25 protein-coding genes are annotated in these 26,989 nt (G+C 57.6%); 15 read left to right on the forward strand and 10 right to left on the reverse strand.

Going from position 1 to position 26,989, the window contains the following annotated elements; genetic code table 11:
- Nucleotides 1-17: 17 nt before the first annotated feature.
- Entirely contained in the window at nucleotides 18-1,100 is a 1,083-nt protein-coding gene (gene lptG / locus JLG71_RS24785) for an LPS export ABC transporter permease LptG (protein WP_014227676.1), read from the reverse strand.
- Complete coding sequence (lptF, locus tag JLG71_RS24790) at nucleotides 1,100-2,197, reverse strand: LPS export ABC transporter permease LptF (protein WP_004098132.1); 1,098 nt, start codon at nucleotides 2,195-2,197, stop codon at nucleotides 1,100-1,102. Before lptF ends, lptG begins: the two co-directional genes overlap by 1 nt.
- A 393-nt stretch (nucleotides 2,198-2,590) precedes the next feature.
- Between lptF and pepA the strand changes: the two genes are divergently transcribed.
- The 5 genes from pepA (at nucleotide 2,591) to JLG71_RS24815 (ending at nucleotide 9,324) form a co-directional block, all read left to right on the forward strand.
- Nucleotides 2,591-4,102, forward strand: coding sequence for a leucyl aminopeptidase (gene pepA / locus JLG71_RS24795; protein ID WP_004098131.1), 1,512 nt, complete (start codon nucleotides 2,591-2,593; stop codon nucleotides 4,100-4,102).
- Between the two features lie 122 nt (nucleotides 4,103-4,224).
- Complete coding sequence (gene holC, locus JLG71_RS24800) at nucleotides 4,225-4,668, forward strand: DNA polymerase III subunit chi (RefSeq protein WP_004098129.1); 444 nt, start codon at nucleotides 4,225-4,227, stop codon at nucleotides 4,666-4,668.
- Entirely contained in the window at nucleotides 4,668-7,523 is a 2,856-nt protein-coding gene (locus tag JLG71_RS24805; protein WP_004098127.1) for a valine--tRNA ligase, read from the forward strand. Before holC ends, JLG71_RS24805 begins: the two co-directional genes overlap by 1 nt.
- A 122-nt stretch (nucleotides 7,524-7,645) precedes the next feature.
- Nucleotides 7,646-8,149, forward strand: a complete 504-nt coding sequence (locus tag JLG71_RS24810; RefSeq protein WP_004098126.1) for a GNAT family N-acetyltransferase — start codon at nucleotides 7,646-7,648, stop codon at nucleotides 8,147-8,149.
- A 152-nt stretch (nucleotides 8,150-8,301) separates the two neighbouring features.
- On the forward strand, nucleotides 8,302-9,324 hold the full coding sequence (locus JLG71_RS24815; protein WP_025107460.1) for an alpha/beta hydrolase: 1,023 nt from the start codon (nucleotides 8,302-8,304) through the stop codon (nucleotides 9,322-9,324).
- Nucleotides 9,325-9,364: 40 nt separating this feature from the next.
- Here JLG71_RS24815 and miaE read toward each other — a convergent pair whose 3' ends face one another.
- Both miaE and rraB read right to left on the reverse strand, forming a co-directional pair.
- Complete coding sequence (gene miaE / locus JLG71_RS24820) at nucleotides 9,365-10,123, reverse strand: tRNA isopentenyl-2-thiomethyl-A-37 hydroxylase MiaE (RefSeq protein ID WP_014227673.1); 759 nt, start codon at nucleotides 10,121-10,123, stop codon at nucleotides 9,365-9,367.
- Between the two features lie 52 nt (nucleotides 10,124-10,175).
- Nucleotides 10,176-10,601 (reverse strand): ribonuclease E inhibitor RraB, encoded by a 426-nt coding sequence (gene rraB, locus JLG71_RS24825; RefSeq protein ID WP_004098122.1) that lies wholly within the window; start codon nucleotides 10,599-10,601, stop codon nucleotides 10,176-10,178.
- Nucleotides 10,602-10,700: 99 nt separating this feature from the next.
- On the opposite strand from rraB, the gene argL reads away from it, so the two are divergent.
- Both argL and argF read left to right on the forward strand, forming a co-directional pair.
- Entirely contained in the window at nucleotides 10,701-10,796 is a 96-nt protein-coding gene (gene argL, locus JLG71_RS28655; protein ID WP_370798676.1) for a putative translational regulatory protein ArgL, read from the forward strand.
- Nucleotides 10,766-11,770 (forward strand): ornithine carbamoyltransferase, encoded by a 1,005-nt coding sequence (gene argF / locus JLG71_RS24830; protein WP_014227672.1) that lies wholly within the window; start codon nucleotides 10,766-10,768, stop codon nucleotides 11,768-11,770. Before argL ends, argF begins: the two co-directional genes overlap by 31 nt.
- Nucleotides 11,771-11,881: 111 nt before the next feature.
- On the opposite strand, the gene JLG71_RS24835 is transcribed toward argF, so the two are convergent.
- Nucleotides 11,882-12,334, reverse strand: a complete 453-nt coding sequence (locus JLG71_RS24835; RefSeq protein WP_014227671.1) for a YhcH/YjgK/YiaL family protein — start codon at nucleotides 12,332-12,334, stop codon at nucleotides 11,882-11,884.
- Nucleotides 12,335-12,526: 192 nt separating this feature from the next.
- Between JLG71_RS24835 and JLG71_RS24840 the strand changes: the two genes are divergently transcribed.
- The 5 genes from JLG71_RS24840 to ridA all read left to right on the forward strand — a co-directional run bounded on the left by JLG71_RS24840 (nucleotide 12,527) and on the right by ridA (nucleotide 16,340).
- Nucleotides 12,527-12,631 (forward strand): pyrBI operon leader peptide, encoded by a 105-nt coding sequence (locus tag JLG71_RS24840; RefSeq protein WP_072351778.1) that lies wholly within the window; start codon nucleotides 12,527-12,529, stop codon nucleotides 12,629-12,631.
- Between the two features lie 36 nt (nucleotides 12,632-12,667).
- A complete protein-coding gene (gene pyrB / locus JLG71_RS24850) occupies nucleotides 12,668-13,603 on the forward strand; it encodes an aspartate carbamoyltransferase (RefSeq protein ID WP_014227670.1) in 936 nt (311 codons plus the stop codon).
- An 11-nt stretch (nucleotides 13,604-13,614) separates the two neighbouring features.
- A complete protein-coding gene (gene pyrI, locus JLG71_RS24855; protein WP_004098115.1) occupies nucleotides 13,615-14,076 on the forward strand; it encodes an aspartate carbamoyltransferase regulatory subunit in 462 nt (153 codons plus the stop codon).
- Between the two features lie 259 nt (nucleotides 14,077-14,335).
- Nucleotides 14,336-15,799 carry an N-acetylglucosamine-binding protein GbpA gene (gene gbpA / locus JLG71_RS24860; protein ID WP_048261967.1) on the forward strand — a complete coding sequence of 488 codons (1,464 nt, stop codon included), beginning with the start codon at nucleotides 14,336-14,338 and terminating at the stop codon, nucleotides 15,797-15,799.
- A gap of 154 nt (nucleotides 15,800-15,953) precedes the next feature.
- Nucleotides 15,954-16,340 carry a 2-iminobutanoate/2-iminopropanoate deaminase gene (gene ridA, locus JLG71_RS24865; protein WP_009652347.1) on the forward strand — a complete coding sequence of 129 codons (387 nt, stop codon included), beginning with the start codon at nucleotides 15,954-15,956 and terminating at the stop codon, nucleotides 16,338-16,340.
- A gap of 67 nt (nucleotides 16,341-16,407) precedes the next feature.
- On the opposite strand, the gene mgtA is transcribed toward ridA, so the two are convergent.
- Both mgtA and mgtL read right to left on the reverse strand, forming a co-directional pair.
- Nucleotides 16,408-19,116, reverse strand: a complete 2,709-nt coding sequence (gene mgtA, locus JLG71_RS24870) for a magnesium-translocating P-type ATPase (protein WP_049079511.1) — start codon at nucleotides 19,114-19,116, stop codon at nucleotides 16,408-16,410.
- A gap of 144 nt (nucleotides 19,117-19,260) precedes the next feature.
- Complete coding sequence (gene mgtL, locus JLG71_RS28660) at nucleotides 19,261-19,314, reverse strand: mgtA regulatory leader peptide MgtL (RefSeq protein WP_219539102.1); 54 nt, start codon at nucleotides 19,312-19,314, stop codon at nucleotides 19,261-19,263.
- Between the two features lie 180 nt (nucleotides 19,315-19,494).
- On the opposite strand from mgtL, the gene treR reads away from it, so the two are divergent.
- The 3 genes from treR to treC all read left to right on the forward strand — a co-directional run bounded on the left by treR (nucleotide 19,495) and on the right by treC (nucleotide 23,699).
- Nucleotides 19,495-20,442: a trehalose operon repressor TreR gene (gene treR, locus JLG71_RS24875; protein WP_014227667.1), complete on the forward strand. Its 948-nt coding sequence runs from the start codon at nucleotides 19,495-19,497 to the stop codon at nucleotides 20,440-20,442.
- Nucleotides 20,443-20,570: 128 nt separating this feature from the next.
- Nucleotides 20,571-21,989, forward strand: a complete 1,419-nt coding sequence (treB, locus tag JLG71_RS24880) for a PTS trehalose transporter subunit IIBC (protein ID WP_200913881.1) — start codon at nucleotides 20,571-20,573, stop codon at nucleotides 21,987-21,989.
- Between the two features lie 54 nt (nucleotides 21,990-22,043).
- The gene (gene treC / locus JLG71_RS24885; RefSeq protein WP_116279974.1) at nucleotides 22,044-23,699 is read left to right on the forward strand and encodes an alpha,alpha-phosphotrehalase; all 1,656 of its coding nucleotides are present in this window, start codon (nucleotides 22,044-22,046) and stop codon (nucleotides 23,697-23,699) included.
- Between the two features lie 123 nt (nucleotides 23,700-23,822).
- Here the strand turns inward: treC and celB are convergent, their stop codons facing one another.
- The 3 genes from celB to JLG71_RS24900 all read right to left on the reverse strand — a co-directional run bounded on the left by celB (nucleotide 23,823) and on the right by JLG71_RS24900 (nucleotide 26,900).
- Complete coding sequence (celB, locus tag JLG71_RS24890) at nucleotides 23,823-25,178, reverse strand: PTS cellobiose transporter subunit IIC (protein WP_014227664.1); 1,356 nt, start codon at nucleotides 25,176-25,178, stop codon at nucleotides 23,823-23,825.
- A 26-nt stretch (nucleotides 25,179-25,204) separates the two neighbouring features.
- Nucleotides 25,205-26,512: a 6-phospho-beta-glucosidase gene (locus tag JLG71_RS24895; protein WP_116279976.1), complete on the reverse strand. Its 1,308-nt coding sequence runs from the start codon at nucleotides 26,510-26,512 to the stop codon at nucleotides 25,205-25,207.
- A 79-nt stretch (nucleotides 26,513-26,591) separates the two neighbouring features.
- A complete protein-coding gene (locus tag JLG71_RS24900) occupies nucleotides 26,592-26,900 on the reverse strand; it encodes a PTS sugar transporter subunit IIB (RefSeq protein WP_014227662.1) in 309 nt (102 codons plus the stop codon).
- Nucleotides 26,901-26,989: the final 89 nt, after the last annotated feature.

A 26,989-nucleotide genomic window follows, 5' to 3' on the forward strand; every position in this document is an offset into this window, starting at 1 on the left:
GAAGGGGGCGCGTGACGTCAGGTTTTACGCATCATCAGCCAGAGGCTCAGCAAGAAGAAGCTGGCGCTCGGCAACAGCGCGCCGATAATCGGCGGAATGCCGTACACCAGGGTGAGCGGGCCGAAAATCTGGTCCAGCACGTAGAAGATAAAGCCGAAGCTGATCCCGGTCACCACTCTGACGCCCATCGGTACGCTACGCAGCGGGCCGAAGATAAACGACAGCGCCATCAGCATCATCACCGCCACCGACAGCGGCTGGAAGATTTTGCTCCACATATTGAGCTGATAGCGGCCCGGATCCTGACCGCTGGACTTCAGATAGGTAACATAGTTGTGCAGGCCGCTGATGGACAGCGCGTCCGGGTCCAGCGCCACCACGCCGAGCTTGTCCGGCGTCAGGTTGGTCTTCCAGGTCCCGCTGACCGTCTGCGTTCCGGTGACCTGTTTCGGGTCAGTCAGGTTGGATTCATCCACCTGCGACAGTCGCCAGAGCTTATTCTCAGTGTCGAACTTTGCCGAAGCGGCATAGCGAACGGACTGTAAGCGGCGCTGGTCGTTAAAGGCGTAAATGCTCACCCCGCCCAGCTCATCGTTGCCTTTTACCCGCTCGATATACACAAAGTTATGGCCGTCTTTCGCCCATAGCCCCTGCTGAGTGGAAAGCAGCGAACCGCCGTACATCTGCTGAGCACGATAGTTACGCGCCATCTGCTCGCCCTGCGGGGCAACCCACTCGCCCATCGCCATGGTCAGCAGCACCAGCGGAATCGCGGTTTTCATCACCGACAGCGCCACCTGCAAACGGGTAAAGCCGGAAGCCTGCATCACCACCAGTTCGCTGCGCTGCGCCAGCATCCCCAGCCCCAGCAGCGCGCCGAGCAGCGCCGCCATCGGGAAGAAGATTTGGATATCTTTCGGCACGCTGAGAATCGTGTAGATTCCGGCCCCCAGCGCATCATAGTTACCCTGCCCGGCCTTTTTCAGCTGGTCGACAAACTTGATGATGCCCGAGAGGGAAACCAGCATGAACAGGGTCATCATGATGGTATTGAAAATCGTCTTACCGATATAACGGTCAAGTACCCCAAACGCCTGCATCACGCCGCTCCTTTGTTAAAACGGGCACGGAAGCGGCGCATCGGCACCGTATCCCACAGGTTCAACAGCACGGCCAACGCGAAATAGAGCAGGTTTACCGCCCACATCCAGACCATCGGATCCATTTTGCCTTTACCGCCGCTCGATTTAATCGACGTTTGCAGCAGGAAGAACACCAGATAGAGCAGCATCGCCGGCAGCATCGACAGCACGCGGCCCTGGCGCGGGTTCACCACGCTGAGCGGCACCACCATCAGGGCCATGATGAACACCGTTGCCACCAGCGTGAAGCGCCAGTGCAGCTCCGCCCGGGCGCGATCGGTATCGGTATGCCACAGGGTGCGCATATCCATCTGCTCGGTATCGTTCGGGTCGGAGGCCACCGCCTGATGGCCGACTATCGCCTGATAGTTTTTGAAGTCGGTAATGCGGAAGTCGCGCAGCATCGCGGTGCCTTCAAAGCGGGTGCCCTGATTCATGGTCACCACCTGCGAGCCGTCTTTACGCAGCGAGAGCTCGCCGGTATCCGCGACCACCACCGACGGGCGCGCGTTGCCTCGCGGCCGCAGCTGAGCAAGGAAAACGTCGCTGAAGCGGTTGCCGTTGACGTTCTCAATAAACAGCACCGCGCTGCCGTCGCTGGCCTGCTGGAACTGGCCCTGAGCCAGCGCCGCCATGCCGGGGTTCGCTTTCGCTTCCGCCAGCACTTCATCCTGGTGACGAGAAGACCAGGGGCCGGCCCACATCACGTTGACCGCCGCGACGACGCCCGTAAAGAGCGCCAGGATCATGGCGGCTTTCACCAGCACGGCTTTACTCAGGCCGCAGGCGTGCATCACCGTAATTTCGCTTTCGGTATACAGTTTGCCCAGCGTCATCAGCAGCCCGAGGAATAAACTCAGGGGCAGAATAAGCTGCGCCATTTCAGGTACGCCCAGCCCTAACAGCGAGAGCACCAGATTTGTCGGGATATCGCCATCAACAGCGGCGCCGAGGATCCTGACCAGTTTCTGACAAAAGAAAATGAGCAGCAGGATGAATAGGATCGCCAACTGGCTTTTCAGCGTCTCACGAACCAGATATCTTATGATTATCACTATAAATACGCCCGTAAAAACCCGTTTTATTGCAGGAAAATTGCTTGTTTCATGGCTTAAACGTCATTTATTCTCTTTGGTCGTCGAAAACATCGCTAAGATTAAATGACTCGCTGGTTCTGCGTATCAGGATCTTTTCTGACGAACCAAGGCCGTAATAACGTTAAGATTAACACGAAGTCACCACAACAGCGGACATGAGTTACGAAAGCTTTCAATTTCTATACTCTATGGATTTCGAGTTGCAGGCAGGCGGCAAGACTGTGAAGCCCCGGAGCTTACATCAGGTAAGTGACAGGGGTGAGCAGGCGCAGCCAACGCATCTGCAACTTGAAAGACGACGAGTATATCTGTAGCCACCACTGTTGTCTTTAAGATTCAGGAGCATAGTGCATGGAGTTCAGTGTAAAAAGCGGTAGCCCGGAGAAGCAGCGGAGCGCCTGTATCGTGGTCGGCGTCTTTGAACCACGTCGCCTCTCCCCCATCGCCGAACAGCTTGATAAAATTAGCGACGGTTATATCAGCGCCCTGCTGCGTCGCGGCGAGCTGGAAGGCAAACCTGGCCAGACTTTATTGCTGCACCATGTGCCGAACATTCTGTCAGAGCGCATTCTGCTTATTGGTTGCGGCAAAGAGCGCGAGCTGGATGAACGTCAGTACAAGCAGGTCATTCAGAAAACAATCAATACGCTGAATGATACCGGCTCAATGGAAGCCGTCTGCTTCCTGACCGAGCTGCACGTCAAAGGCCGCAATAACTACTGGAAAGTGCGTCAGGCGGTCGAGACCGCCAAAGAGACGCTGTACAGCTTTGACCAGTTGAAAACCAACAAAAGCGAGCCGCGTCGCCCGCTGCGTAAAATGGTCTTCAACGTCCCAACCCGTCGCGAGCTGACCAGCGGCGAACGCGCTATTCAGCACGGTCTGGCGATTGCTGCCGGCATCAAAGCGGCGAAAGATCTCGGCAATATGCCGCCAAATATCTGTAATGCCGCCTATCTGGCCTCTCAGGCGCGCCAGCTGGCCGATACCTACAGTAAGAACGTCATTACCCGCGTTATCGGCGAACAGCAGATGAAAGAGCTGGGAATGAACTCCTATCTGGCGGTCGGCAACGGTTCGCAAAATGAATCGCTGATGTCGGTTATTGAATATAAAGGCAACCCGGCGGAAGACGCGCGCCCTATCGTGCTGGTGGGTAAAGGTCTGACCTTTGACTCCGGCGGCATCTCCATCAAGCCTTCCGAAGGCATGGACGAGATGAAATACGACATGTGCGGCGCGGCGGCGGTGTACGGCGTGATGCGTATGGTTGCCGAACTTCAGCTACCGCTGAACGTTGTCGGCGTGCTGGCCGGATGTGAAAACATGCCGGGCGGCCGCGCCTATCGTCCAGGCGACGTGTTGACCACGATGTCCGGGCAAACGGTGGAAGTGCTGAACACCGATGCCGAAGGGCGTCTGGTGCTGTGCGATGTGCTGACCTACGTTGAGCGCTTCGAGCCGGAAACCGTTATCGACGTGGCCACGCTGACCGGCGCCTGCGTGATTGCGCTGGGCCACCACATCACCGGTCTGATGTCGAACCACAACCCGCTGGCCCACGAGCTGATCGGCGCGTCCGAACTGGCGGGCGATCGCGCATGGCGTCTGCCGCTTGGCGACGAGTTCCAGGAGCAGCTGGAGTCTAACTTTGCGGATATGGCCAATATCGGCGGCCGTCCCGGCGGGGCGATTACCGCGGGCTGCTTCCTGGCGCGCTTTACCCGCAAGTACAACTGGGCGCACCTGGATATCGCCGGTACCGCGTGGCGTTCCGGGAAAGCCAAAGGCGCGACCGGTCGTCCGGTGGCGATGCTGTCGCAGTTCCTGCTCAACCGCGCCGGATTTACCGGCGAAGAGTAATTGCCGTCTGATGCCCGGTGGCGTTACGCTTGCCGGGCCAACGAAAAGATGCCGTTTATAGGCCGGGTCAGCGTAGCGCCGCCCGGCTTAAGCATTTAAAGTCACCACAAGAAGCCCCATATATGAAAAACGCAACGTTCTATCTTCTGGACAATGATACGCAACAAGACGGCCTGAGCGCCGTTGAACAACTGGTGTGTGACATTGCCGCAGAACGTTGGCGCAGCGGCAAGCGGGTACTCATCGCCTGTGAAGATGAGCAGCAGGCCATTCGTCTGGACGAAGCGCTCTGGGCTCGACCCGCGGAAAGTTTCGTTCCGCATAATCTGGCGGGAGAAGGTCCGCGCGGCGGCGCGCCGGTGGAGATTGCCTGGCCGCAAAAGCGCAACAGCAGCCCGCGGGATATTCTGATTAGCCTGCGGCTAAACTTTGCAGATTTTGCTACCGCTTTCACAGAAGTGATAGACTTCGTCCCTTATGAAGATTCTTTGAAACAACTGGCGCGCGAACGCTATAAAGCGTACCGCATGGCTGGTTTCAACCTGAACACGGCAACCTGGAAATAATGGAAAAGACATACAACCCCCAAGATATCGAACAGCCGCTTTACGAGCACTGGGAAAAGCAGGGCTATTTCAAACCCAATGGCGACGAAAGCCAGGAAAGTTTCTGCATCATGATCCCGCCGCCGAACGTCACCGGCAGTTTGCATATGGGTCATGCCTTCCAGCAAACCATCATGGATACCATGATTCGCTACCAGCGCATGCAGGGTAAAAACACCCTGTGGCAGGCCGGTACCGACCACGCGGGTATCGCTACCCAGATGGTGGTTGAGCGTAAGATTGCCGCCGAAGAAGGTAAAACCCGCCACGACTACGGTCGCGACGCCTTTATCGATAAAATCTGGCAGTGGAAAGCGGAATCCGGCGGCACCATTACCCGTCAGATGCGCCGCCTGGGCAACTCCGTGGACTGGGAGCGCGAGCGCTTCACCATGGACGAAGGCCTGTCCAACGCCGTAAAAGAAGTCTTTGTCCGCCTGTACAAAGAAGATCTGATCTACCGCGGTAAGCGCCTGGTCAACTGGGACCCGAAACTGCGCACCGCCATCTCCGATCTGGAAGTGGAAAACCGCGAGTCTAAAGGCTCGATGTGGCATATCCGCTATCCGCTGGCCGACGGCGCGAAAACCGCTGACGGTAAAGATTATCTGGTCGTCGCCACCACCCGTCCGGAGACGGTGCTGGGCGATACCGGCGTGGCCGTTAACCCGGAAGATCCGCGCTATAAAGACCTTATCGGCAAATTCGTGATCCTGCCGCTGGTTGACCGCCGCATTCCGATTGTGGGCGATGAACACGCCGATATGGAAAAGGGCACCGGCTGCGTGAAGATCACCCCGGCGCACGACTTTAACGACTATGAAGTGGGCAAGCGTCATGCGCTGCCGATGATCAACATCCTGACCTTTGACGGCGACATCCGCGAAACCGCGGAAGTTTACGACACCAAAGGCAACGAGTCCGATGTCTACTCAAACGCCATCCCGGCGGAGTTCCAGAAGCTGGAGCGCTTTGCCGCGCGTAAAGCGGTGGTTGCCGCTATCGACGCCCTGGGCCTGCTGGACGAGATAAAACCGCACGATCTGACCGTCCCGTACGGCGACCGCGGCGGCGTGGTAATTGAGCCGATGCTGACCGACCAGTGGTACGTCCGCGCCGACGTGCTGGCTAAACCGGCGGTTGAAGCGGTGGAGAACGGCGACATCCAGTTCGTGCCGAAGCAGTACGAAAACATGTACTTCTCCTGGATGCGCGATATTCAGGACTGGTGTATCTCCCGCCAGCTGTGGTGGGGTCACCGCATCCCGGCATGGTACGACAACGACGGCAACGTCTACGTTGGCCGCACCGAAGACGAAGTGCGTCAGGAAAATAACCTGGGCGCCGACGTGGCGCTGCGCCAGGACGAAGACGTTCTCGATACCTGGTTCTCCTCCGCGCTGTGGACCTTCTCCACCCTCGGCTGGCCGGAAAACACCGATGCCCTGCGTCAGTTCCACCCGACCAGCGTGATGGTTTCCGGCTTCGACATCATCTTCTTCTGGATTGCCCGCATGATCATGATGACCATGCACTTCATCAAAGATGAAAACGGCAAGCCGCAGGTGCCGTTTAAAACCGTCTATATGACCGGTTTGATCCGCGATGACGAAGGCCAGAAGATGTCCAAATCGAAGGGCAACGTTATCGACCCGCTGGATATGGTCGACGGCATTTCCCTGCCGGAGCTGCTGGAAAAACGCACCGGTAACATGATGCAGCCGCAGCTGGCGGAAAAAATCGCCAAACGCACCGAGAAGCAGTTCCCGAACGGCATTGAGCCGCACGGTACCGACGCCCTGCGCTTTACCCTGGCGGCGCTGGCCTCTACCGGCCGCGATATCAACTGGGATATGAAGCGTCTGGAAGGTTACCGTAACTTCTGCAACAAGCTGTGGAACGCCAGCCGCTTTGTGCTGATGAATACCGAAGATCAGGATTGCGGCTTTAACGGCGGCGAAATGACCCTGTCGCTGGCGGACCGCTGGATCCTGGCGGAATTCAACCAGACCATCAAAGCCTACCGCGAGGCGCTGGACGGCTTCCGCTTCGATATTGCCGCAGGCATTCTGTACGAGTTCACCTGGAACCAGTTCTGCGACTGGTATCTGGAGCTAACCAAGCCGGTAATGAACGGCGGTTCCGAGTCTGAGCTGCGCGGAACCCGTCACACGCTGGTGACCGTTCTGGAAGGTCTGCTGCGCCTGGCGCACCCAATTATTCCGTTCATCACCGAGACCATCTGGCAGCGCGTGAAGGTCATTTGCGGTATCACTGCCGATACCATCATGCTGCAGCCGTTCCCGCAGTACGATGCGTCTCAGGTTGACGAAGCGGCGCTGGCCGATACCGAATGGCTGAAGCAGGCGATCGTCGCCGTGCGTAACATCCGTGCGGAAATGAACATCGCCCCAGGTAAGCCGCTGGAGCTGCTGCTGCGCGGCTGCAGCGAAGCCGCAATTCGTCGCGTGAACGACAACCGCAGCTTCCTGCTGAACCTGGCGCGTCTGGAAAGCATCACCGTGCTGCCTGCCGATGATAAAGGTCCGGTTTCCGTGACCAAAATTATCGACGGCGCCGAGCTGCTGATCCCGATGGCTGGCCTTATCAATAAAGAAGATGAGCTGGCGCGCCTCGCTAAAGAGGTGACCAAAATCGAAGGCGAGATTGGCCGCATCGAAAGCAAACTCTCCAACGAAGGCTTTGTGGCGCGCGCGCCGGAAGCGGTGATCGCCAAAGAGCGTGAGAAGCTGGAAGGTTACGCGGAAGCAAAAGCGAAGCTGATTGAGCAGCAGGCGATTATCGCCGCGCTGTAATTCACTCGCCCCTTATCCATTCGGATAAGGGGCGTTTTCTGTGAAAGATCCTCGCTTGCACTCTCCCCTCCCGCAGTGTTATTAACAACATTATCCGTCATTATTTTGCAATGAGTCTTCACATGAATACGAGCGCAACCCTACCGCTAACCCTGCGCCGCATCACGGCTAATGATAATCCGGCGATTGCCGCTGTTATCCGCCAGGTCTCCGCTGAATATGGTCTGACCGCCGACAAAGGCTATACGGTAGCCGATCCGAATCTGGATGAACTATATGAGCTTTATAGCCAGCCGGGTTCCGCCTATTGGGTCGTTGAGCAGAATGGTGAAGTGGTGGGCGGCGGCGGCGTGGCACCGCTCTCCTGCAGCGAGCCCGATATCTGCGAACTACAAAAAATGTATTTTATGACCTCCGCGCGCGGCCAGGGGCTGGCGAAAAAGCTGGCGCTGATGGCCCTTGATTACGCCCGCGAGCAGGGATTCAAACGCTGCTATCTGGAAACCACCGCCTTCCTGAAAGAAGCGGTCGGTTTATATGAGCACCTCGGCTTCGAGCATATTGCTGAGCCGCTGGGCTGCACCGGCCACGTTGACTGCGAAGTCAGGATGTTGAAAGTGCTGTAGCGCCCGCAAAACGGCGACGTTGATTAATCGAAAAAATGCATGGTTTTCATGCAAAAAGAGCGTTATTCACCGCCCGTTTTCGCTAATACACTCTTCGAGCATTGGATCTTTTCGCCTGCCGCCGCGGCAGGCTTTGCTCAGGATAGAACATCATGAAAAAACTCCCCCTCCTGCTCACCGGCGGCCTGCTGCTTGCCGGTATGGCTTCCTGCGTTAACGCCGGCGAACTTGCTGGCAATACCGAAGGCGCTCAGGTCATTCGCGTGGAAAAAACCCGGGGCCGTATCGATGCGCTCAACGATATCGTTTATAGCCAGGTAAAAAGCACCGTCGCCGTTCGTCAGCTGCATATGTCTTTACTGGTACCGCGTAACGGCGATCTGAAACCGGCAATCATCTATTTCCCCGGCGGCGGTTTCACCAGCGCGGCCTGGAATAAGTTTATCGAGATGCGTATGGCGCTGGCGGCGGCGGGATTCGTCGTCGCGGCGGCGGAATACCGTACGGTTCCCGACACCTTTCCGGCCCCGGTTATCGATGGTAAAGCCGCCGTTCGCTATCTGCGCGAACATGCCGCGGAATACGGTATAGACCCGTCGCGTATTGGCGTGCTGGGGGATTCCGCAGGCGGCTATATGGCGCAGATGCTGGCGCTCACCAACGGTGACAAAACGTTCGATCGTGGCGATAACCTGGCGCAATCCTCGGACGTGCAGGCCGCCGCCACGCTGTACGGTATTTCGAACCTGTTGAATATCGGCGAAGGTTTTCCGCAGGCGATTCAAAAGGTGCACCAGTCGCCGGCGGTCACTGAAGCGCTGCTGGTACACGGTAGCGCCTTTCGCGACTGGCCGGGAGCGACGATTGACAGCGATCCGCAAAAAGCCCTGGCGGCCAGCCCGATGGGCCATATCAGCGGTAAAAAGCCGCCGTTTTTAATTATGCACGGCAGCGCCGACACCCTGGTTTCACCGGTACAAAGTCAACAGCTCTATCGCGCGCTGAAAAAGGAGGGCAACCCGGCTGATTACGTGTTGCTGGCGGGCGCGGAGCACGGCGATGACAGCTGGTATCAGAAGCCGGTTATTGAACGGGTGGTGAACTGGTTTAAAGCGACCCTCGGCGCGCCCAAAGCCGCCGCGACGGCAGAGAAAGACAAAAACGCCAATCTGTAATGGATCGTCAGGCCGCTGCGGTGAAGCGGCGGCCTGACGTTCAGGCGGGCACGCCGCTGTGAAAACGAAACTCCGCTTCAGGCGCGTTAATAAGCGCCGCTTCCGCTTCGCCAAGCTGGCGCACGCGTTCGCTGATATCGTCCTGGGCGATTCTCTGCGCCAGGTCCAGATAGTCCTGATAGTGGCGCGCTTCGGAACGCAGCAGCGACAGATAAAACTTCTGCAGATCGTCATCCAGCCATGGCGCCAGCGCGGCAAAACGCTCGCAGGAGCGGGCTTCAATATAGGCTCCGCAGATGAGTTTATCGATCAGCATGACCGGTTCGTGAGAACGCACTTCCCGGCGCAGCCCGCGGGCATAGTTGCTGGCGGTGATTTTGACGTACGGGATTTCGCGGGAAAGCATGATTTCCCTCACCTGCCAGAAGTGATGCAGCTCCTCTTTGATCAGCAGAATCATGCTGTCGAGTAGCTGACGTCCCCAGGGATCGTCGGTCTGCGGCATGGCGCTTTTATTTATCTGCTTATGCAGCGCGACGAAATCCGGCTCCGGCCCCCAGCGGTAGGTGAAGTCCTCATACGGCTTCAGGCAGGCCAGCAGCTCATCCGCGTCCGCTTTATCCGCGACGTATCGACGCACCAGCAGCATAGCGTTTTGCGCCGCTTTCAGCTCGCACACCATATGGTCGGTCAACAGCAGCGGGAGGTTTTCCGGTTTACGGGCTTCATCAATCCACGCCTGAGGAGTTGGGCAATGCAGAAAGCTTAAAATCGGGGCGAGTATTTGCGGGTAATCCATTAAAATTCCTTGCTATACGGCGGCATACCGCACCGCCGTATACCTCTGCTACTTAGTGGCGAACGCCGTCATCGTCTTCATCAACCAGATCTTCGTCGTCGTCACCTTCTTCGTCTTCCCCGTTCGGATCTTCGTAGTAGGTGCCCCAGCCGTCGTATTCAACGTCGTATTTTTCCGCCAGGGTCATCAGCTGCTCAACCTGGGCGTCAATCAGCTCGGCATTCAGCGCGGATTCGCTGAGAATATCGCAGCAAATCACGGTATCGCCCTCTTCGACTTCCAGCTCTTCCGGCTCAGTCACTTCGTAGCCCAGCTTGAAGGCCTCGACCGCCACTTTCTCCAGCGTTTCGAAATCATCGGCAGAGAGATGATGCTCAATGGTGTACAGCGCGTCAGGATCGCTGCCGTCTTCGAGCAGCTCTTCAATAATCAGGCGCGTTTCTTCACGCTGTTCTTCCAGTAATTCCGGGTTTGCCATGGCTCGTTCCTCATAATGTGTCGCGGATGCTTCTATTGTCACATACCGCCGTGATTGCCTCCACCTTCTGAGCGAAAGATTTATGACACGGGGTTGCAAATGAATATTCATACATATAAAGTGAATTTTAATTCAACAAATGGCTTGAGCCATGTGAGGGAACCATGTCCGCGTTTTATCAGAAGCATTTTTTAAAGTTGCTCGATTTTACCCCCGCCGAAATCACCGCTCTGCTTGAGCTGGCGGCCAGGCTTAAAGCTGATAAGAAAAACAATATCGAAATTCAGCATCTCACCGGCAAAAACATCGCGCTCATCTTCGAAAAAGACTCTACCCGCACCCGATGCTCTTTCGAAGTTGCCGCATTTGACCAGGGCGCTCGCGTCACCTGGCTCGGCCCCAGCGGCAGCCAGATTGGCCATAAAGAGTCGATTAAAGACACCGCCCGCGTGCTGGGGCGCATGTACGACGGTATTCAATATCGCGGCCACGGCCAGGAAGTGGTTGAAACCCTGGCCGAGTATGCCGGCGTTCCGGTATGGAACGGCCTGACCAACGAATTCCACCCCACCCAGCTGCTGGCGGACTTACTGACCATGCAGGAGCATCTGCCGGGCAAAGCCTTTAATCAGATGACCCTGGTCTACGCCGGCGATGCGCGGAATAATATGGGCAACTCTATGCTCGAAGCCGCCGCGTTGACCGGGCTGGATCTGCGTCTGGTCGCGCCAACCGCCTGCTGGCCGGAAGAGAAGCTGGTCGAGCAGTGCCGGGCGCTGGCGCAGAAAAACGGCGGCAATATTACGCTGACCGAAGATATTGCGGCGGGCGTGAAGGGCGCGGACTTTATCTATACCGACGTCTGGGTATCGATGGGCGAAGCCAAAGAGAAGTGGGCGGAGCGTATCGCGCTGCTGCGCGGGTATCAGGTAAATAGCGAGATGATGGCGCTGACCGGCAATCCGCAGGTGAAATTCCTCCACTGCCTGCCCGCGTTCCACGACGACCAGACCACGCTCGGCAAACAGATGGCGGCGGAGTACGGCCTGCATGGCGGTATGGAAGTGACCGACGAGGTATTTGAATCCGCGGCGAGCATCGTTTTCGACCAGGCGGAAAACCGCATGCATACCATCAAAGCGGTGATGGTGGCGACGCTGGGTAAGTAAGCGTTCCCGCGATATTTCCCCGGATTGCGCTGCGCTTATCCGGGCTACTCGCCCCCAAACCGCACGGATCTGTAGCCCGGGCAAGGCGCCAGCCGCAGCCCGGGGTATTTTTTACGCCATCAGCATCTTCACTACCGCTTTGCGCACCTTCGCCGGCGTGCCCACGGCGCACAGCGGCTTATGCACTTCACCGGGATAGAACACCACAAAGTCGCCTTCGCTGAGGATGACGGTTTTTTCCTGCGCCCCCTCCGCCAGGAAAGCGATGTCTTTCTCCGCCAGCCAGTCGATATCCGGCGCGCCGGCAGGGAGAACGCTAAAGGTCATTCCTTCCTGGCCTTTCAGTACAATCTGGATGTCCAGGTAGCGGGCGTGATACTCGGCGCGGCGGTCGGCCATCGGCTCGGTGGTATCTTCGGAAATGAGATAGAACAGGTTGTTGCCGTCAATATCATGTTTACCCAGCGGCGTCGCGTCGGTGACATGCGCTTTAACATGTTCGATCGCCTCACGCAGAGACGCCGGCAACCCGCTTTGCAGATGGTGAATATTTCCAACGATCATAATAGCCCTCAAATATAAAACAGCTTTTCATTTCGCGTTTATACCCCCCATCCGACTGCCATACCACTTCTTTTTGCGGGTTTTTTGCGTTAACGCATGATTCCCCAGGCAAACGTTTACCTGTTTGTGGATTAATCGCTTGATCCGAAATATGAGCTGCGTATAATGCCACCCGTTTTGCCGGGAGGAATTATGGTTCAGTGTGTACGACATCGCGTCTTACCGCGTCTGAAAACAGACGCTGGCCTGCCGTTTTTTCTTTCCGTTGCATCCGTATTCGTAAAGCCCCTTATTTAAGGGGCTTTTTTTTTGCCCAGGCGTCAGGAGATAAACATGGCTAACCCGCTATATCAAAAACATATCATTTCCATAAACGATCTCAGCCGCGAAGACCTTGAACTGGTACTGGCAACCGCAGCAAAACTCAAAGCCAATCCGCAGCCGGAGCTGCTCAAGCATAAAGTGATCGCCAGCTGCTTTTTTGAAGCGTCGACCCGCACCCGCCTGTCGTTTGAGACCTCCATGCACCGCCTGGGCGCCAGCGTGGTCGGTTTCTCAGACAGCAGCAACACCTCGCTGGGCAAAAAAGGCGAAACCCTGGCCGATACCATCTCGGTCATCAGCACCTATGTCGATGCCATCGTCATGCGCCACCCGCAGGAGGGCGCGGCGCGTCTGGCGACCGAGTTCTCCGGCGGTATTCCGGTACTCAACGCCGGCGACGGCGCGAACCAGCATCCGACGCAGACCCTGCTGGATCTGTTCACCATTCAGGAGACCCAGGGCCGTCTGGAAAATCTTAACGTGGCGATGGTGGGTGACCTGAAATATGGCCGCACCGTTCACTCCCTGACCCAGGCGCTGGCGAAATTTAACGGCAACCGCTTCTACTTTATCGCCCCGGACGCGCTGGCCATGCCGCAGTACATCCTCGACATGCTCGACGAAAAAGGCATTGCCTGGAGCCTGCATAGCGCCATTGAAGAGGTGATGGAAGAGGTGGACATTCTGTATATGACCCGCGTGCAGAAAGAGCGCCTCGACCCGTCGGAATATGCCAACGTGAAGGCGCAGTTCGTCCTGCGCGCCGCCGACCTGGAAGGCGCGCGCGCGAACATGAAGGTGCTGCATCCGCTGCCGCGCATTGATGAAATCACCACCGATGTCGATAAAACGCCGCACGCCTGGTACTTCCAGCAGGCGGGCAACGGCATCTTCGCGCGCCAGGCGTTACTGGCGCTGGTACTGAATAGCGATCTGGCACTGTAAGGGGAAAAGAGATGACACACGACAATAAATTACAGGTAGAAGCCATCAAACGTGGCACCGTTATCGACCATATCCCGGCGCAGGTCGGCTTTAAGCTGCTGACCCTGTTCAAACTGACCGAAACGGATCAGCGCATCACCATCGGCCTGAACCTGCCGTCAGGCGAAATGGGCCGCAAAGATTTGATCAAAATTGAGAACACCTTCCTGACCGACGAGCAGGTCAACCAGCTCTCCCTGTACGCGCCGCAGGCCACGGTAAACCGCATTGATGAGTATGAAGTCGTCGGTAAATCCCGACCGAATCTGCCGGACCGTATTAACAACGTGCTGGTATGCCCGAACAGCAACTGTATTAGCCACGCCGAGCCGGTGTCCTCCAGCTTTGCGGTGAAGAAACGCGAAAACGATATCGCGCTGAAGTGCAAATATTGTGAAAAAGAATTTTCACATCATGTCGTGCTGGCAAATTAAATTCGCCAGGTTTTATCAGGAGCAGCCCGATAAACGGGACTGCTCCTGAACGATAATTTAAATCATCCGCACGGCCGTCAACTCACTGACCTCGGGTCAGATAATCAACATTCATCAATTTCTCATCAACACGTCTCATAATTAAAAACAACAAACAATGAGATTAATCATTAAATATCACTGCTATTGAACCTGAATTTTTCCCTTCATACACTCCAGTGCGTTTTCCATTATTTAATCAATGTTCACAGGATGAATTATGAAAGTGAAAAAAATATCGTTATATACAGCAACATTATTATTTACCTCCTCAGCATTGGCGCACGGCTATGTGGAATCGCCGCCAAGTCGGGCGTACCAATGTCATTTAGGGAAAAACACCGACTGCGGTTCGGTGCAGTGGGAACCGCAAAGCGTCGAGCAAGCGAGCGGTTTTCCTGAAGGGGCAATGCCGCCTGATGGTAAACTGGCCAGCGCGGGTAAAAGCAACTTCTCGCAGCTGGATAGCCAGAGCCCGACTCGCTGGGCGAAAACCACGATAAAGAGCGGTAAAAATAATTTCGTCTGGCACCATTCTGCGCCGCATAGAACGACTAACTGGCGTTATTACATTACCAAACAGAACTGGGATCAAAATAAGCCGCTGACGCGCAGCGATTTTGAAACTAAGCCATTTTGTCAAATCGACGGAAATGGCGCGACGCCGGCTGTACAGGTCACGCACTCCTGTAATGTACCCGATCGCACCGGCTATCAGGTTATTTATGCCGTCTGGGAAATTGCCGATACGGCAAATAGTTTTTATCAGGCCATTGACGTTGATTTCGGCGGCGCCAGCGATGAAACGGAGAATGAATCCCTCTGGACAACGCAGCTCGCCGGCCAGCTTAGCGGGAAAGATCTCCATGCGGGAGATAAAGTCATTGCCCATTTCTTTAACGCGAGCGGTGAAGTTCATTCGCTACAAACGGAATTGACCATCGCCAGCGAAGCGCAAGGAAAAAGCAGCCAGTGGTCTTACGATCTGGCTGAAGCTATTAATACCGCGCACCAGGGCAAGCTGCGCGCCGGGGTAAAAGGGAGTGATGGCAACATTACCCCCCTCCACGGCGTTAACCAGGTGTATGTGCCAAAAGACAGCACCGTTCAAAGCGTTACGCTGACCTACGCCGAGTCGCAGTCAGACGATATCGTGGAAGAATCCCTGAGCGTCGCCAACGTTAACGCAACCAAAATCGCCAACGGGAAAGCGACGGTGACGTTCAACGCCACGGCCAGCGGCAAAATGCATCTCACCGCCACCGTCAACGACCATGCGGGCACGCAGAAAGGGAGCATTCAGCAGACGATAGATAATCGCTCCCTGACGGTATCTATTCCGCTGACCAACGTTCAGGCAGGTCATCATATGCTGCGCTACTCAGCCAGCAATGCGCAGGGCGCCACCCTCAGCCAGGGGGTCATTGACCTGATGCTGGAAGAGAGTACGGTTCAGCCGGATCCGACGCCTGCGCCTGCGGGGAACTACGACTATACCTTCCCGGATAACCTGAAAAGCTATAAGGCGGGAACGAAAGTCATGCAGCCTAAAAACGGCAAAGTGTACCAATGTCGCCCGTTCCCCTACAGCGGCTACTGCGTGCAGTGGAGCCAGTACGCCACTCAGTTCGAACCGGGTACAGGTTCTGACTGGACCATGGCATGGACGGAAGTCACCCACTAACTTCATCCTTCAGGCTCACGCCTTATGCGGATAGCGCGCTGCGTTATCCGCTTTTCTCCTTCGCAAAATGCGGCCTGCTTAATGATAAAGCAGCCAGCACTCTTTATAATGACCCACGCCAGTCAGATTACATTCACATATTTCAGGAGAACTCATGTCTAAAACTATCGCGACGGAAAATGCGCCAGCAGCCATCGGCCCGTACGTTCAGGGCGTTGATCTGGGTAACATGATCATCACTTCCGGCCAGATCCCGGTAGACCCGAAAACCGGTAGCGTGCCGGAAGATGTCGCCGCTCAGGCGCGTCAGTCTCTGGAGAACGTGAAAGCTATCGTCGAAGCCGCGGGCCTGAAAGTGGGCGATATCGTTAAAACCACCGTTTTCGTCAAAGACCTCAACGATTTCGCCACCGTTAACGCCACCTATGAAGCCTTCTTCACCGAGCACAACGCCACCTTCCCGGCGCGCTCCTGCGTGGAAGTGGCGCGTCTGCCGAAAGACGTAAAAATTGAGATCGAAGCGATCGCCATTCGTCGCTAATCGTAGACAGTATGAACAAAGGCAGCCCGTGGCTGCCTTTGTTGTTTCTGCACGTAAAGCGCCTCGCTCACTGCCAGCCGTAGCGGCGGCTGTAGAAGCCTTTGACCATCTGGGTTAGCGTCATATAGCCCGCAAGGATCGCAATCAGCCATGGGAAATAGCTGAGCGGCAGCGCCTGAAGCTGCAGGTAGCCCGCCAGCGGCGAGAACGGCAGCGCAATCCCCACCACCATCACCAGCAGCGTCATCACGATCAGCGGCCAGGCCGCGCGGCTCTGGATAAACGGGATCCGCCGCGTACGGATCATATGCACAATCAGCGTCTGCGACAGCAGGCCAACCACGAACCAGCCGGACTGGAACAGGGTCTGATGTTCCGGCGTGTTGGCGTGGAACACCCACCACATCAGGCAGAACGTCAGAATATCGAATATGGAACTAATTGGCCCAAAGAAGACCATAAAGCGGCCGAGATCCGCCGGGTTCCAGCGCTGCGGTTTACGGATCTGCTCATCGTCCACGTTATCAAACGGAATGGCGACCTGGGAGACATCGTACAGCAGGTTCTGGATCAGCAGATGCAGCGGCAGCATCGGCAGGAACGGCAGGAAGGCGCTGGCGACCAGCACGCTGAAGACGTTACCGAAGTTGGAGCTGGCGGTCATTTTGATGTACTTGAGCATATTGGCGAAGGTCCGGCGGCCTTCAATAACCCCCTCTTCCAGCACCATCAGGCTCTTCTCCAGCAGGATGATATCCGCCGCCTCGCGGGCGATATCCACCGCGCCGTCGACGGAAATACCGATATCCGCCGCGCGCAGCGCCGGAGCGTCGTTAATGCCGTCGCCCATAAAACCCACCACGTGTCCTTCGCGTTTCAGCAGGGTCACGATACGCTCTTTGTGCAGCGGCGCCAGGCGAGCAAACAGGGTGGTACGTTTTGCCAGCTCGGCCAGCTCATCATCATTCAGCGCTTCAACCTGGCTGCCGATAACCACGTCACCCGCGTCCAGCCCCACTTCATGGCAGACTTTCGCCGCCACCAGCTCGCTGTCGCCGGTCAGGATTTTGACCGTAATACCGCTGGCCTTCAGCGCCTTCAGCGCCGGGGCGGTGGTCTCTTTCGGCGGATCGAGGAAGGCGATATAGCCTTCGAGGATCAGGTCTGACTCATCCGCGCGCTGGTAGTCGCCTTCGCGGGCGGGCAGGTACTTCGTCGCCACCGCCACCACGCGCAGTCCCTGACGGTTGAGGGTGTCGGTTACGCGACGGATGCGCCGCAGCATGGTGTCGTCCAGCGGTACGATGTCGCCGTTATAGCGCACTTGGGTCGAGACGTTGAGGATCTCCTGCAAAGCGCCTTTGCAGATCAGCTGGTGAACATTGTCCTGCTCCTGCACCACCACCGACATACGGCGACGCTCGAAATCGAACGGGATCTCATCGACTTTCTGCCAGCGTTCCGCCAGCCCGCGCGCTGACTCCAGCTCGACGCCCTCCAGCACCGCGGTATCGAGCAGATTCTTTAGCCCGGTCTGATAGTGGCTGTTCAGCCAGGCCGTATGCAGCACGCGTTCGCTCACCTTGCCGGAGACATCGGTGTGGTTCTCCAGCACGATTTTATCCTGCGTCAGGGTGCCGGTTTTATCGGTGCACAGGATGTCCATCGCGCCAAAGTTCTGTATCGCGTCGAGGTGCTTGACGATCACTTTCTGTTTCGACAGCTTCACCGCCCCGCGCGCCAGGGTCGAGGTGACGATCATCGGCAGCATTTCCGGGGTCAGGCCCACCGCGACGGAGAGCGCGAACAGCGCCGCCTCCCACCAGTCGCCTTTGGTGTAGCCGTTAATCAGCAGCACGATCGGGGTCATCACCAGCATAAAGCGGATCAGCAGCATGCTGACCCGGCTGATGCCTTTCTGAAAGGCGTTCGGCTCGCTTTCCTGCTCGCTGACGCGGCCAGCCAGCTGGCCAAACCAGGTGCCGCCGCCGGTGGCGAAAACAATCGCCTGCGCCGAACCGCTGACCACGTTGGTGCCCATAAAGCACAGGGTGTCGCACTCCAGCGGGTTTGCCTGCAGCGGGTCGCGGGTGCGGGCCACTTTTTCGACCGGCAGCGATTCACCGGTCAGCGAGGCCTGAGCGACAAACAGGTCGCGCGCCTGAATGACGCGCAGGTCTGCCGGGATCATGTCTCCCGCCGATAGCTTGACGATATCCCCCGGCACCAGTTGGTCGATGGGCAGCTCGCACCAGCGGCTCTCGCCCTGTTCGTTCACCACCCGCAGGACCGTCGCGGTGTTGCTGACCATCGCCTTCAGGGCGTCCGCCGCTTTAGTTGAACGGGCTTCCTGAATAAAGTTCAGCAGCGTGGAGATCCCCACCATCAGGGCGATAACCGCGGCGGCAAACAGATCTTCCGTTGAGTAGGAGACGATACCCAGAACGGTCAGCAGCAGGTTGAAGGGGTTGCGGTAGCAGCTCCAAAGATGCACCCACCACGGCGACGGCTTCTGCGCCGGGATCTGATTTTCGCCATACTGCGCGATTTTCTGCGCCACTTCGCCTGCATTTAGCCCTTCCGGATGGCTGGCGAAGGCGCGCCAGATTTCATTCCCATCCATTGCCGCCACGTCCAGGCACTGCTTGCCGAGGGAGTCCGGGATCGGCGCGCTCGCCAGATTGCGGGCATCGGGTAGCGGATCGCGTTGTACTAAACGACGCGGTAAATGACGACCAAGCTGGGCAAACAGCTGGCGGGTAAAATTTTTAAACATAAACAGTCCCTCCGCGCTCGCGCGAGCGAACGCAGGCTACCGACAGGCGCGAGTCAACCTTACCTGTCAGGCATGTTATTTTTATGGCAGGGACGTCAAAGACATCGCTGCTTTACGCTTCCGGTAAAGCAGCGCTACGCAGATTTACCGGAAAAAAAGGGGGCTCCATCGAGGATGAGGAGTGGGATCGGGGTCCATAAAATCTCCGGTAAATGAATACAAACGGCGCGAATTATACCGTCGCCGATAATCTATTTGTGGCTATTATGGCGATAATACCCCCGGGCAACTAAACCAGACGTAAACCAGACTTTGCTCATTGTGGTTTCGTTGAGTAGCATTAGGCTCACTTTAAGCGGACCACAACGAGAACCCTGCATGCAAAACCGGCTGACCATCAAAGATATCGCACGCTTAAGCGGCGTCGGGAAATCGACGGTATCGCGCGTGCTTAACAACGAAAGCGGCGTCAGCGAACGCACGCGTGAGCGCGTTGAAGCGGTGATGCAGCAGCACGGGTTTTCGCCCTCACGTTCCGCCAGGGCGATGCGCGGCCAGAGCGATAAAGTGGTGGCGATCATCGTCACCCGTCTGGATTCGCTGTCGGAAAACCTCGCCGTACAGACCATGCTTCCCGCCTTTTACGCTCAGGGCTACGATCCGATTATGATGGAGAGCCAGTTCTCCCCGGCGCTGGTCGAGGAGCATCTCGGCATGCTCGCCCGGCGCAATATCGACGGCGTGGTGCTGTTTGGTTTCACCGGCATCCATGAAGAGATGCTCACCCCGTGGCGAGAGACGCTGGTGCTGCTGGCCCGCGACGCGCCGGGCATCGCCTCCGTCTGCTATGACGATGAAGGATCGATCAGGATGCTGATGCAGCGCCTGTACGATCGCGGGCATCGCCACATCAGTTTCCTCGGCGTGCCGCACAGCGACATCACCACCGGGCAACGCCGCCACCAGGCCTACCTCGATTTCTGCCAGAAAAAACACCTCACGCCCCTCGCCGCGCTGCCGGGCCTGGGCATGAAGCAGGGCTACGAAAACGTCGCCGGCGTGCTGTCGGCTGAAACCAGCGCGCTGGTCTGCGCCACCGATACCCTCGCGCTGGGAGCCAGCAAATATCTCCAGCAGCAGGGAATCGATCGTCTCCAGCTCGCCAGCGTCGGCAGCACGCCGCTGATGAAGTTTCTCCACCCGGAGATCCTGACGGTCGATCCCGGCTACGCCGAGTCCGGACGCCAGGCGGCGCAGCAGCTGATCGAGCAGATCGCCGGAAACCGTGAACCCCGTCAAATCGTGATTCCCGCCGTACTGAATTAAGCCTGTCTTAACGATTTATGTGATCTTCGCTGGGTTTCGGGAACGTTCCCATTTTGCAATTCAAACGGAGCGAGTAGGATCCAATGCAAGTTAAATGCAACCTCTCCCCTCGGTCATGAGGCCTCATCATGAGTAAAGTGAATCAGCAGGACATCGATAAACTTATCGAACTGGTGGGCGGGCGCGACAATATCGCCACCGTCAGCCACTGTATTACCCGTCTGCGCTTTGTGCTGAATAATCCAGCCATTGCCAAACCGAAAGAAATTGAACAGCTCCGCATGGTGAAGGGCTGCTTTACCAACGCCGGTCAGTTCCAGGTGGTGATCGGTACCGAGGTTGGTGACTACTATAAAGCGCTGCTGGCGACCACCGGCCAGGCCAGCGCCGATAAAGAACAAGCCAAGAAAGCCGCGCGGCAGAATATGAAGTGGCATGAACAGCTCATTTCACACTTCGCGGAGATCTTCTTCCCGCTGCTGCCTGCGCTGATCAGCGGCGGTCTGATCTTAGGCTTCCGCAACGTGATCGGCGATCTGCCGCTGAGCAACGGCCAGACGCTGGCGCAGATGCACCCGTCGCTGAAAACCCTTTATGACTTCCTGTGGCTGATTGGCGAGGCGATCTTCTTCTACCTGCCGGTGGGTATCTGCTGGTCCGCGGTAAAGAAAATGGGCGGCACGCCAATCCTCGGCATCGTGCTGGGCGTTACGTTAGTTTCTCCGCAGCTGATGAATGCCTACCTGCTGGGCCAGCAGGTGCCGGAAGTATGGAACTTCGGCCTGTTCACCATTGAGAAAGTCGGCTACCAGGCGCAGGTGATCCCGGCCTTGATGGCGGGGCTGGCGCTCGGCTTTATCGAAACGCGGCTGAAACGCATCGTGCCTGACTACCTCTATCTGGTGATCGTGCCGGTCTGTTCGCTGATCCTGGCGGTCTTTCTCGCCCACGCTTTTATCGGCCCGGTTGGCCGCATGATTGGCGACGGCGTGGCCTGGGCCGTGCGTCATCTGTTAACCGGCAGCTTCGCGCCGATTGGTGCCGCGCTGTTCGGCTTCCTGTACGCGCCGCTGGTGATTACCGGGGTCCATCAGACCACGCTCGCCATCGATATGCAGATGATTCAAAGCATGGGCGGTACGCCGGTCTGGCCGCTGATCGCGCTGTCCAACATCGCCCAGGCATCGGCGGTGGTGGGAATCATCATCGCCAGCCGCAAGCAGAACGAACGCGAAATCTCCGTTCCGGCGGCCATTTCCGCCTACCTCGGCGTGACGGAACCGGCCATGTACGGCATCAACCTGAAATACCGCTTCCCGATGCTCTGCGCGATGGTCGGCTCCGGTCTTGCCGGGCTGCTGTGCGGACTGAACGGCGTGATGGCCAACGGCATCGGCGTCGGCGGCCTGCCGGGTATCCTCTCCATTCAGCCAACCTACTGGCAGGTTTACGCGCTGGCGATGGCTATCGCCGTGGTCGTGCCGATTGTCCTGACAACGGTTGTTTACCAGCGCAAATTCCGCCAGGGCACCTTACAGATTGTCTGACGTCTTATTTTCGGGGCGCGCTGTCGCCCCCTTTTTTGTAGCAGGAACGCAAGTATGAATACCCTTCCCCTCTGGTGGCAAAACGGCGTTATTTATCAAATCTATCCGAAGAGTTTCCAGGACACCACCGGGACCGGCACCGGCGATTTGCGCGGCGTGACCTCCCGCCTCGACTATCTGCAAAAGCTCGGCGTTGACGCTATCTGGCTGACGCCGTTCTACGTCTCGCCGCAGGTGGATAACGGCTACGATGTGGCCAACTATACCGCTATCGATCCCGCCTACGGCACGCTCGACGATTTCGACGAGCTGGTGGCCCAGGCGAAGGCGCGAGGAATTCGTATCGTGCTGGATATGGTGCTGAACCACACGTCGACCGAGCACGCCTGGTTCCGCGAAGCGCTCAACAAAGAGAGCCCGTATCGTCAGTTCTATATCTGGCGCGACGGCGAACCGACCACGCCGCCGAACAACTGGCAATCTAAGTTTGGCGGCAACGCCTGGCAGTGGCACGCCGAAAGCGAGCAGTACTATCTGCATCTGTACGCCGTCGAGCAGGCGGATCTGAACTGGGAAAATCCGGCGGTGCGCGCGGAGCTGAAAAAAGTCTGCGAATTCTGGGCCGATCGCGGCGTCGACGGCCTGCGCCTCGACGTGATCAATGTTATCTCCAAAGACCAGACCTTCCCGTCCGATACCGCGGGCGACGGCCGGCGCTTCTATACCGATGGTCCGCGAGCGCACGAATTTTTGCAGGAGATGAGCCGCGATGTCTTTACCCCGCGCAACCTGATGACGGTGGGCGAAATGTCCTCCACCACGCTTGAGCATTGCCAGAAGTACGCGGCGCTCGACGGCAGCGAGCTATCGATGACCTTCAACTTCCACCATCTGAAGGTGGACTATCCCGGCGGCGAGAAGTGGACGCTGGCGCGCCCGGATTTTGTGGCCTTGAAATCGCTGTTCAGGCACTGGCAGCAGGGGATGCACAATCGCGCGTGGAACGCGCTGTTCTGGTGTAATCACGACCAGCCGCGCATCGTCTCCCGCTTCGGCGACGAGGGGGAGTACCGCGTCCCGGCGGCGAAAATGCTGGCGATGGTGCTGCACGGCATGCAGGGCACGCCCTATATCTATCAGGGCGAAGAGATTGGCATGACCAACCCGCACTTTACGCGCATCACCGATTATCGCGACGTTGAGAGCCACAACATGTTTATCGAACGCGCGGCGCAGGGCCGGGATGCGGATGAACTGTTGGCGATTCTGGCCAGCAAATCGCGCGATAACAGCCGCACGCCCATGCAGTGGAACAGCGGTGAGGGCGGCGGATTCACCGCCGGCGAGCCGTGGATTGCGCTGTGCGATAACTATCGCGACATTAACGCCGAGGCGGCGCTGGCGGACCCGGAGTCGGTGTTTTATGCCTATCAGCAGCTGATTACGCTGCGCAAGAGCACGCCGGTGCTGACCTGGGGCGACTATCAGGATCTGCTGCCGGAACATCCGTCGCTGTGGTGCTATCGCCGTCAGTGGCAGGGGCAAACCCTGGTGGTCGTGGCGAACCTGAGCCGCGAGTTCCAGCGCTGGCAGCCGGAAGCGATGAGCGGCGACTGGCGGATGCTGATGAGCAACTACGCGGAGGCGGCGAACCGCCCTGCCGATATGACCCTGCGTCCGTTTGAAGCGGTATGGTGGCTGCAGGAGTAACCCCTACCCGACTTGCGCTGAGAGTCCCGGGTCGCGCTGCGCTTACCCGGGCTACAGGTTCACCCTCTTCTGCGAGCCGGTAGCCCGGACAGGCGCGTCAAGCGCCGCCTCCGGGAATATGCTTTAAATACGATCGGCCGCAGACAGCGTCGCGCTGGCTTCCGGCTGCGCGGACGCCTGCTCTTCTTTCGCCTTCAGGCGATCCCATGCCCGGAAGAACGGATAGTAGATCACCAGCGAGATCGCCAGGTTCACCACCTGCAGCACCGCGCCGGAAATATGCCCTCCGGTCGCCAGATAGCCGCTCATAAAAATAGGCGTGGTAAACGGCAGCGCAATCCCCGCCGGCTTCATCACCAGCCCGGTGGCCATCGCGGTATACGAGACAATCACCAGCAGGACCGGCGTCAAAATAAACGGCAGGAAGAAGTACGGGTTCATCACCAGCGGAATGCCGAATACCATCGGCTCGCTGATATTGAACAGCGCTCCCGGCGCGGCAATTTTCCCCAGCTGTTTCATCTGCTGGCTACGGCTGCGCAGCAGCATAAAAATCACCAGCCCTAACAGCGCTCCGGTACCGCCGGGCGCAATCCACAGGTCATAAAACTGCTGGGTGATGATATGCGGGATCGGCAGCCCATTCTGAAACGCTTCCAGGTTTTCCGACATATTCGACAGCCAGACCGGGCGAATAAACACCAGCACAATGGTGTCGCCGTGCAGCCCCAAGGTCCACAGGATACCAATCAGGATCACCGAGATAATCATCCCCGGCAGCGAACCGCCGACGTGCGACATGGGAATACCGATAAGGGTGGTAATCATGCTATTGATATCGCCGAACGGCGAAGCTTCAACGATCAGGCGCAGCGCCAGCACCACGGCCAGCACGCAGAAGCCGGGGATCAGGGCGAGAAAAGATTTCGCCACCGCGGGCGGTACGCCCTCCGGCATGCGGATCACCAGATTACGGCTGGCCACCAGGCGGTAGATCTCCGTGGAAAGCAGCGAAATCACAATCGCCACAAACAGCCCCTGGCTGCCAATCATCCCCACCGGCAACACGCCTTTGACAAGCTGCGCCGCCGAACCGTCTGCCGGCGTAAAGAGCGTCACCTGGGGGATCGTCATCACAAACGCCACCAGCGACATCGCCCCGGCGCTGAGCGGGTCCAGGGTGCGATATTTTTCCGCCAGCCGGTAGGCAATGCCGAACGCGGAGAGCAGCGCCATGATGTCATAGGTCGCTTTGACCGGGTACAGCATCTTATCGCGCCAGGCATCGCCAAACACGCTGGTCATCATCTCACCGTAGCCGGGAATCGGCAGGTAGGCGAATATCAGGAAAAATGAGCCAATCAGCATAAACGGCATATTGAGAATAATGCCGTCGCGTACCGACAGGACATGCTTCTGACCGCCGATTTTCAGCGCGGCGGGCATGACATAGCGTTCAATAAATGAAGTACGAGACATAGTGGTATCCCCGAAGGCGGAAAAGTTTAGTTAAACTGCGTTAACCAGGGGCGGTTGATGGTTAACACCTCATCAAGCAGCGCCCGGGCATCGGTCACATTCCCGACCAGCGGGTTACTCACCAGCGCCAGCAGCGCGCTATCCCGGCAGCCGTGGACCGCGGCCTCAATCGTCAAGCGCTCGAAGGCTTTCACCTGTTGCGTCAGACCGTTCATGATCGGCAGCAGCGCGCCAAAGGCCAGCGGTCGTGCGCCCTGCGCGTCAATAATGCTGTTAATTTCCACCACCGCATCATCATCGAAGCCGTGAATCGCGCCGTTGTTGCGGGTGTTGACGACCATCTCTTTGCCAAGATTGTTGTAGATGGCGTTAATCAGCTCCACCGCCACTTCGGAGTAGTACGCCCCGCCGCGGAAGCTCAGCTGTTCGGGCTTTTCATCCAGCTCGGGCCGGGCATAGATATCAAACAGCTCCTGTTCCACCTTCATCACCTGTTCCGCGCGGGTGCCTTTGGTTTTCGCCGCCTCAATCTCTTCCGCCAGCATCGCCGGCGTCAGCCAGAAATAGCGATGATAGGGACAGGGGATGGCCTTCAGGGCCCGCAGAAACTCCGCCGGCCACGGCAGCGATTGAATATTGTTCATCGAGAGCGATTGACCGTCACACAGCATGTCGATGACCTTACTGGTCACCTCTTCCCGCCCCTGCATCACCTTGTGTACCCAGACCATATGATTCAGCCCGGCGAAGCTCAGCCGGACCTCCTCTTCTTTTGCATCCAGCATTCCGGCAATCATGTGCTGCATATTGATGGGCACGTTGCACAGGCCGATGATTTTCGCGCTGCTGTAGCGGCTCACCGCCTCCGTCACGATCCCTGCCGGATTGGTAAAATTAAGGATAAAGGCGTCGGGCGCCAGCGCTTCCACCTTGCGGGCAACCTGTAAAATCACCGGAATCGTGCGCAGCGCTTTGGCAAAGCCGCCGACGCCGGTGGTTTCCTGACCCAGCAGATGGTACTTCAGCCCCAACCGCTCATCCGTCGCCCGCGCCGCCAGCTGCCCAACCCGCAGCTGGGTCAGCACGAATTGAGCGCCGCGAATGGCCTCATCGAGGCCGAAATGCACGCTGACCTTCACCTGTTCAAGGCCATGGCGCTTTAGCATACGCTGGGTCAGCGCGGCGATAATCGCCACTTTCTCGCGCCCGGCTTCGACATCCACCAGCGCCAGTTCCGTGACCGGAATCTGCTGATGGCGAAGGATAATGCCTTCGATAAGTTCCGGCGTATAGCTGCTGCCGCCGCCGATGACGGCAATTTTCAATGTTTGCATAGTGGCCTCATTTTTGGCGTACAGATCCCCGCGCAAGGCCGCAGCGGCGTTGCGAAATGAACGCGTTGATGGGTAAAGGTTAGGAGTTCAGCAGAGCGAGCGCTTTATCGAGGACGGCGGCCCCGCGCATCATGCCGTAATCCGCCATGTCGATCACCGCCACGGCTTTCCCGTGCGGTGCAGCAAGCTCCGTCAATCGGGCCGCTTCATACTTCACCTGAGGCCCCAGTAAGATCACGTCGGCATTGGGCAACTCGCGCTCAAACTCGGCGACGGGTACGGCGTAAATCTCCAGCCCCAGCGCGCGCTGCTGTGCCTCGGCCTTCATTTTGTTAACCAGCATGCTGGTGGACATTCCGGCGGCGCAGCACAGGACGATACGTGGCATAATTCCTCCCAATGGATTTGGCGTAAGCGAGCGCTAAACAGACACCATCGACTATAAGACGAGGTACCGGTGTGGGTGAAGGCTATATG

It is taken from the genome of Klebsiella michiganensis (genome assembly GCF_015139575.1).
In the GTDB taxonomy this organism is placed as follows: Bacteria; Pseudomonadota; Gammaproteobacteria; order Enterobacterales; family Enterobacteriaceae; genus Klebsiella; species Klebsiella michiganensis.

Excerpts from the sequence above, each read along its gene's own strand:
- lptG (WP_014227676.1), bottom strand. The coding sequence starts at position 1,100 with ATGCAGGCGTTTGGGGTACTTGACCGTTATATCGGTAAGACGATTTTC.
- pepA (WP_004098131.1), top strand. The coding sequence starts at position 2,591 with ATGGAGTTCAGTGTAAAAAGCGGTAGCCCGGAGAAGCAGCGGAGCGCC.
- holC (WP_004098129.1), top strand. The coding sequence starts at position 4,225 with ATGAAAAACGCAACGTTCTATCTTCTGGACAATGATACGCAACAAGAC.
- JLG71_RS24805 (WP_004098127.1), top strand. The coding sequence starts at position 4,668 with ATGGAAAAGACATACAACCCCCAAGATATCGAACAGCCGCTTTACGAG.
- JLG71_RS24810 (WP_004098126.1), top strand. The coding sequence starts at position 7,646 with ATGAATACGAGCGCAACCCTACCGCTAACCCTGCGCCGCATCACGGCT.
- JLG71_RS24815 (WP_025107460.1), top strand. The coding sequence starts at position 8,302 with ATGAAAAAACTCCCCCTCCTGCTCACCGGCGGCCTGCTGCTTGCCGGT.
- miaE (WP_014227673.1), bottom strand. The coding sequence starts at position 10,123 with ATGGATTACCCGCAAATACTCGCCCCGATTTTAAGCTTTCTGCATTGC.
- rraB (WP_004098122.1), bottom strand. The coding sequence starts at position 10,601 with ATGGCAAACCCGGAATTACTGGAAGAACAGCGTGAAGAAACGCGCCTG.
- argL (WP_370798676.1), top strand. The coding sequence starts at position 10,701 with ATGAATATTCATACATATAAAGTGAATTTTAATTCAACAAATGGCTTG.
- argF (WP_014227672.1), top strand. The coding sequence starts at position 10,766 with ATGTCCGCGTTTTATCAGAAGCATTTTTTAAAGTTGCTCGATTTTACC.
- JLG71_RS24835 (WP_014227671.1), bottom strand. The coding sequence starts at position 12,334 with ATGATCGTTGGAAATATTCACCATCTGCAAAGCGGGTTGCCGGCGTCT.
- JLG71_RS24840 (WP_072351778.1), top strand. The coding sequence starts at position 12,527 with ATGGTTCAGTGTGTACGACATCGCGTCTTACCGCGTCTGAAAACAGAC.
- pyrB (WP_014227670.1), top strand. The coding sequence starts at position 12,668 with ATGGCTAACCCGCTATATCAAAAACATATCATTTCCATAAACGATCTC.
- pyrI (WP_004098115.1), top strand. The coding sequence starts at position 13,615 with ATGACACACGACAATAAATTACAGGTAGAAGCCATCAAACGTGGCACC.
- gbpA (WP_048261967.1), top strand. The coding sequence starts at position 14,336 with ATGAAAGTGAAAAAAATATCGTTATATACAGCAACATTATTATTTACC.
- ridA (WP_009652347.1), top strand. The coding sequence starts at position 15,954 with ATGTCTAAAACTATCGCGACGGAAAATGCGCCAGCAGCCATCGGCCCG.
- mgtA (WP_049079511.1), bottom strand. The coding sequence starts at position 19,116 with ATGTTTAAAAATTTTACCCGCCAGCTGTTTGCCCAGCTTGGTCGTCAT.
- treR (WP_014227667.1), top strand. The coding sequence starts at position 19,495 with ATGCAAAACCGGCTGACCATCAAAGATATCGCACGCTTAAGCGGCGTC.
- treB (WP_200913881.1), top strand. The coding sequence starts at position 20,571 with ATGAGTAAAGTGAATCAGCAGGACATCGATAAACTTATCGAACTGGTG.
- treC (WP_116279974.1), top strand. The coding sequence starts at position 22,044 with ATGAATACCCTTCCCCTCTGGTGGCAAAACGGCGTTATTTATCAAATC.
- celB (WP_014227664.1), bottom strand. The coding sequence starts at position 25,178 with ATGTCTCGTACTTCATTTATTGAACGCTATGTCATGCCCGCCGCGCTG.
- JLG71_RS24895 (WP_116279976.1), bottom strand. The coding sequence starts at position 26,512 with ATGCAAACATTGAAAATTGCCGTCATCGGCGGCGGCAGCAGCTATACG.
- JLG71_RS24900 (WP_014227662.1), bottom strand. The coding sequence starts at position 26,900 with ATGCCACGTATCGTCCTGTGCTGCGCCGCCGGAATGTCCACCAGCATG.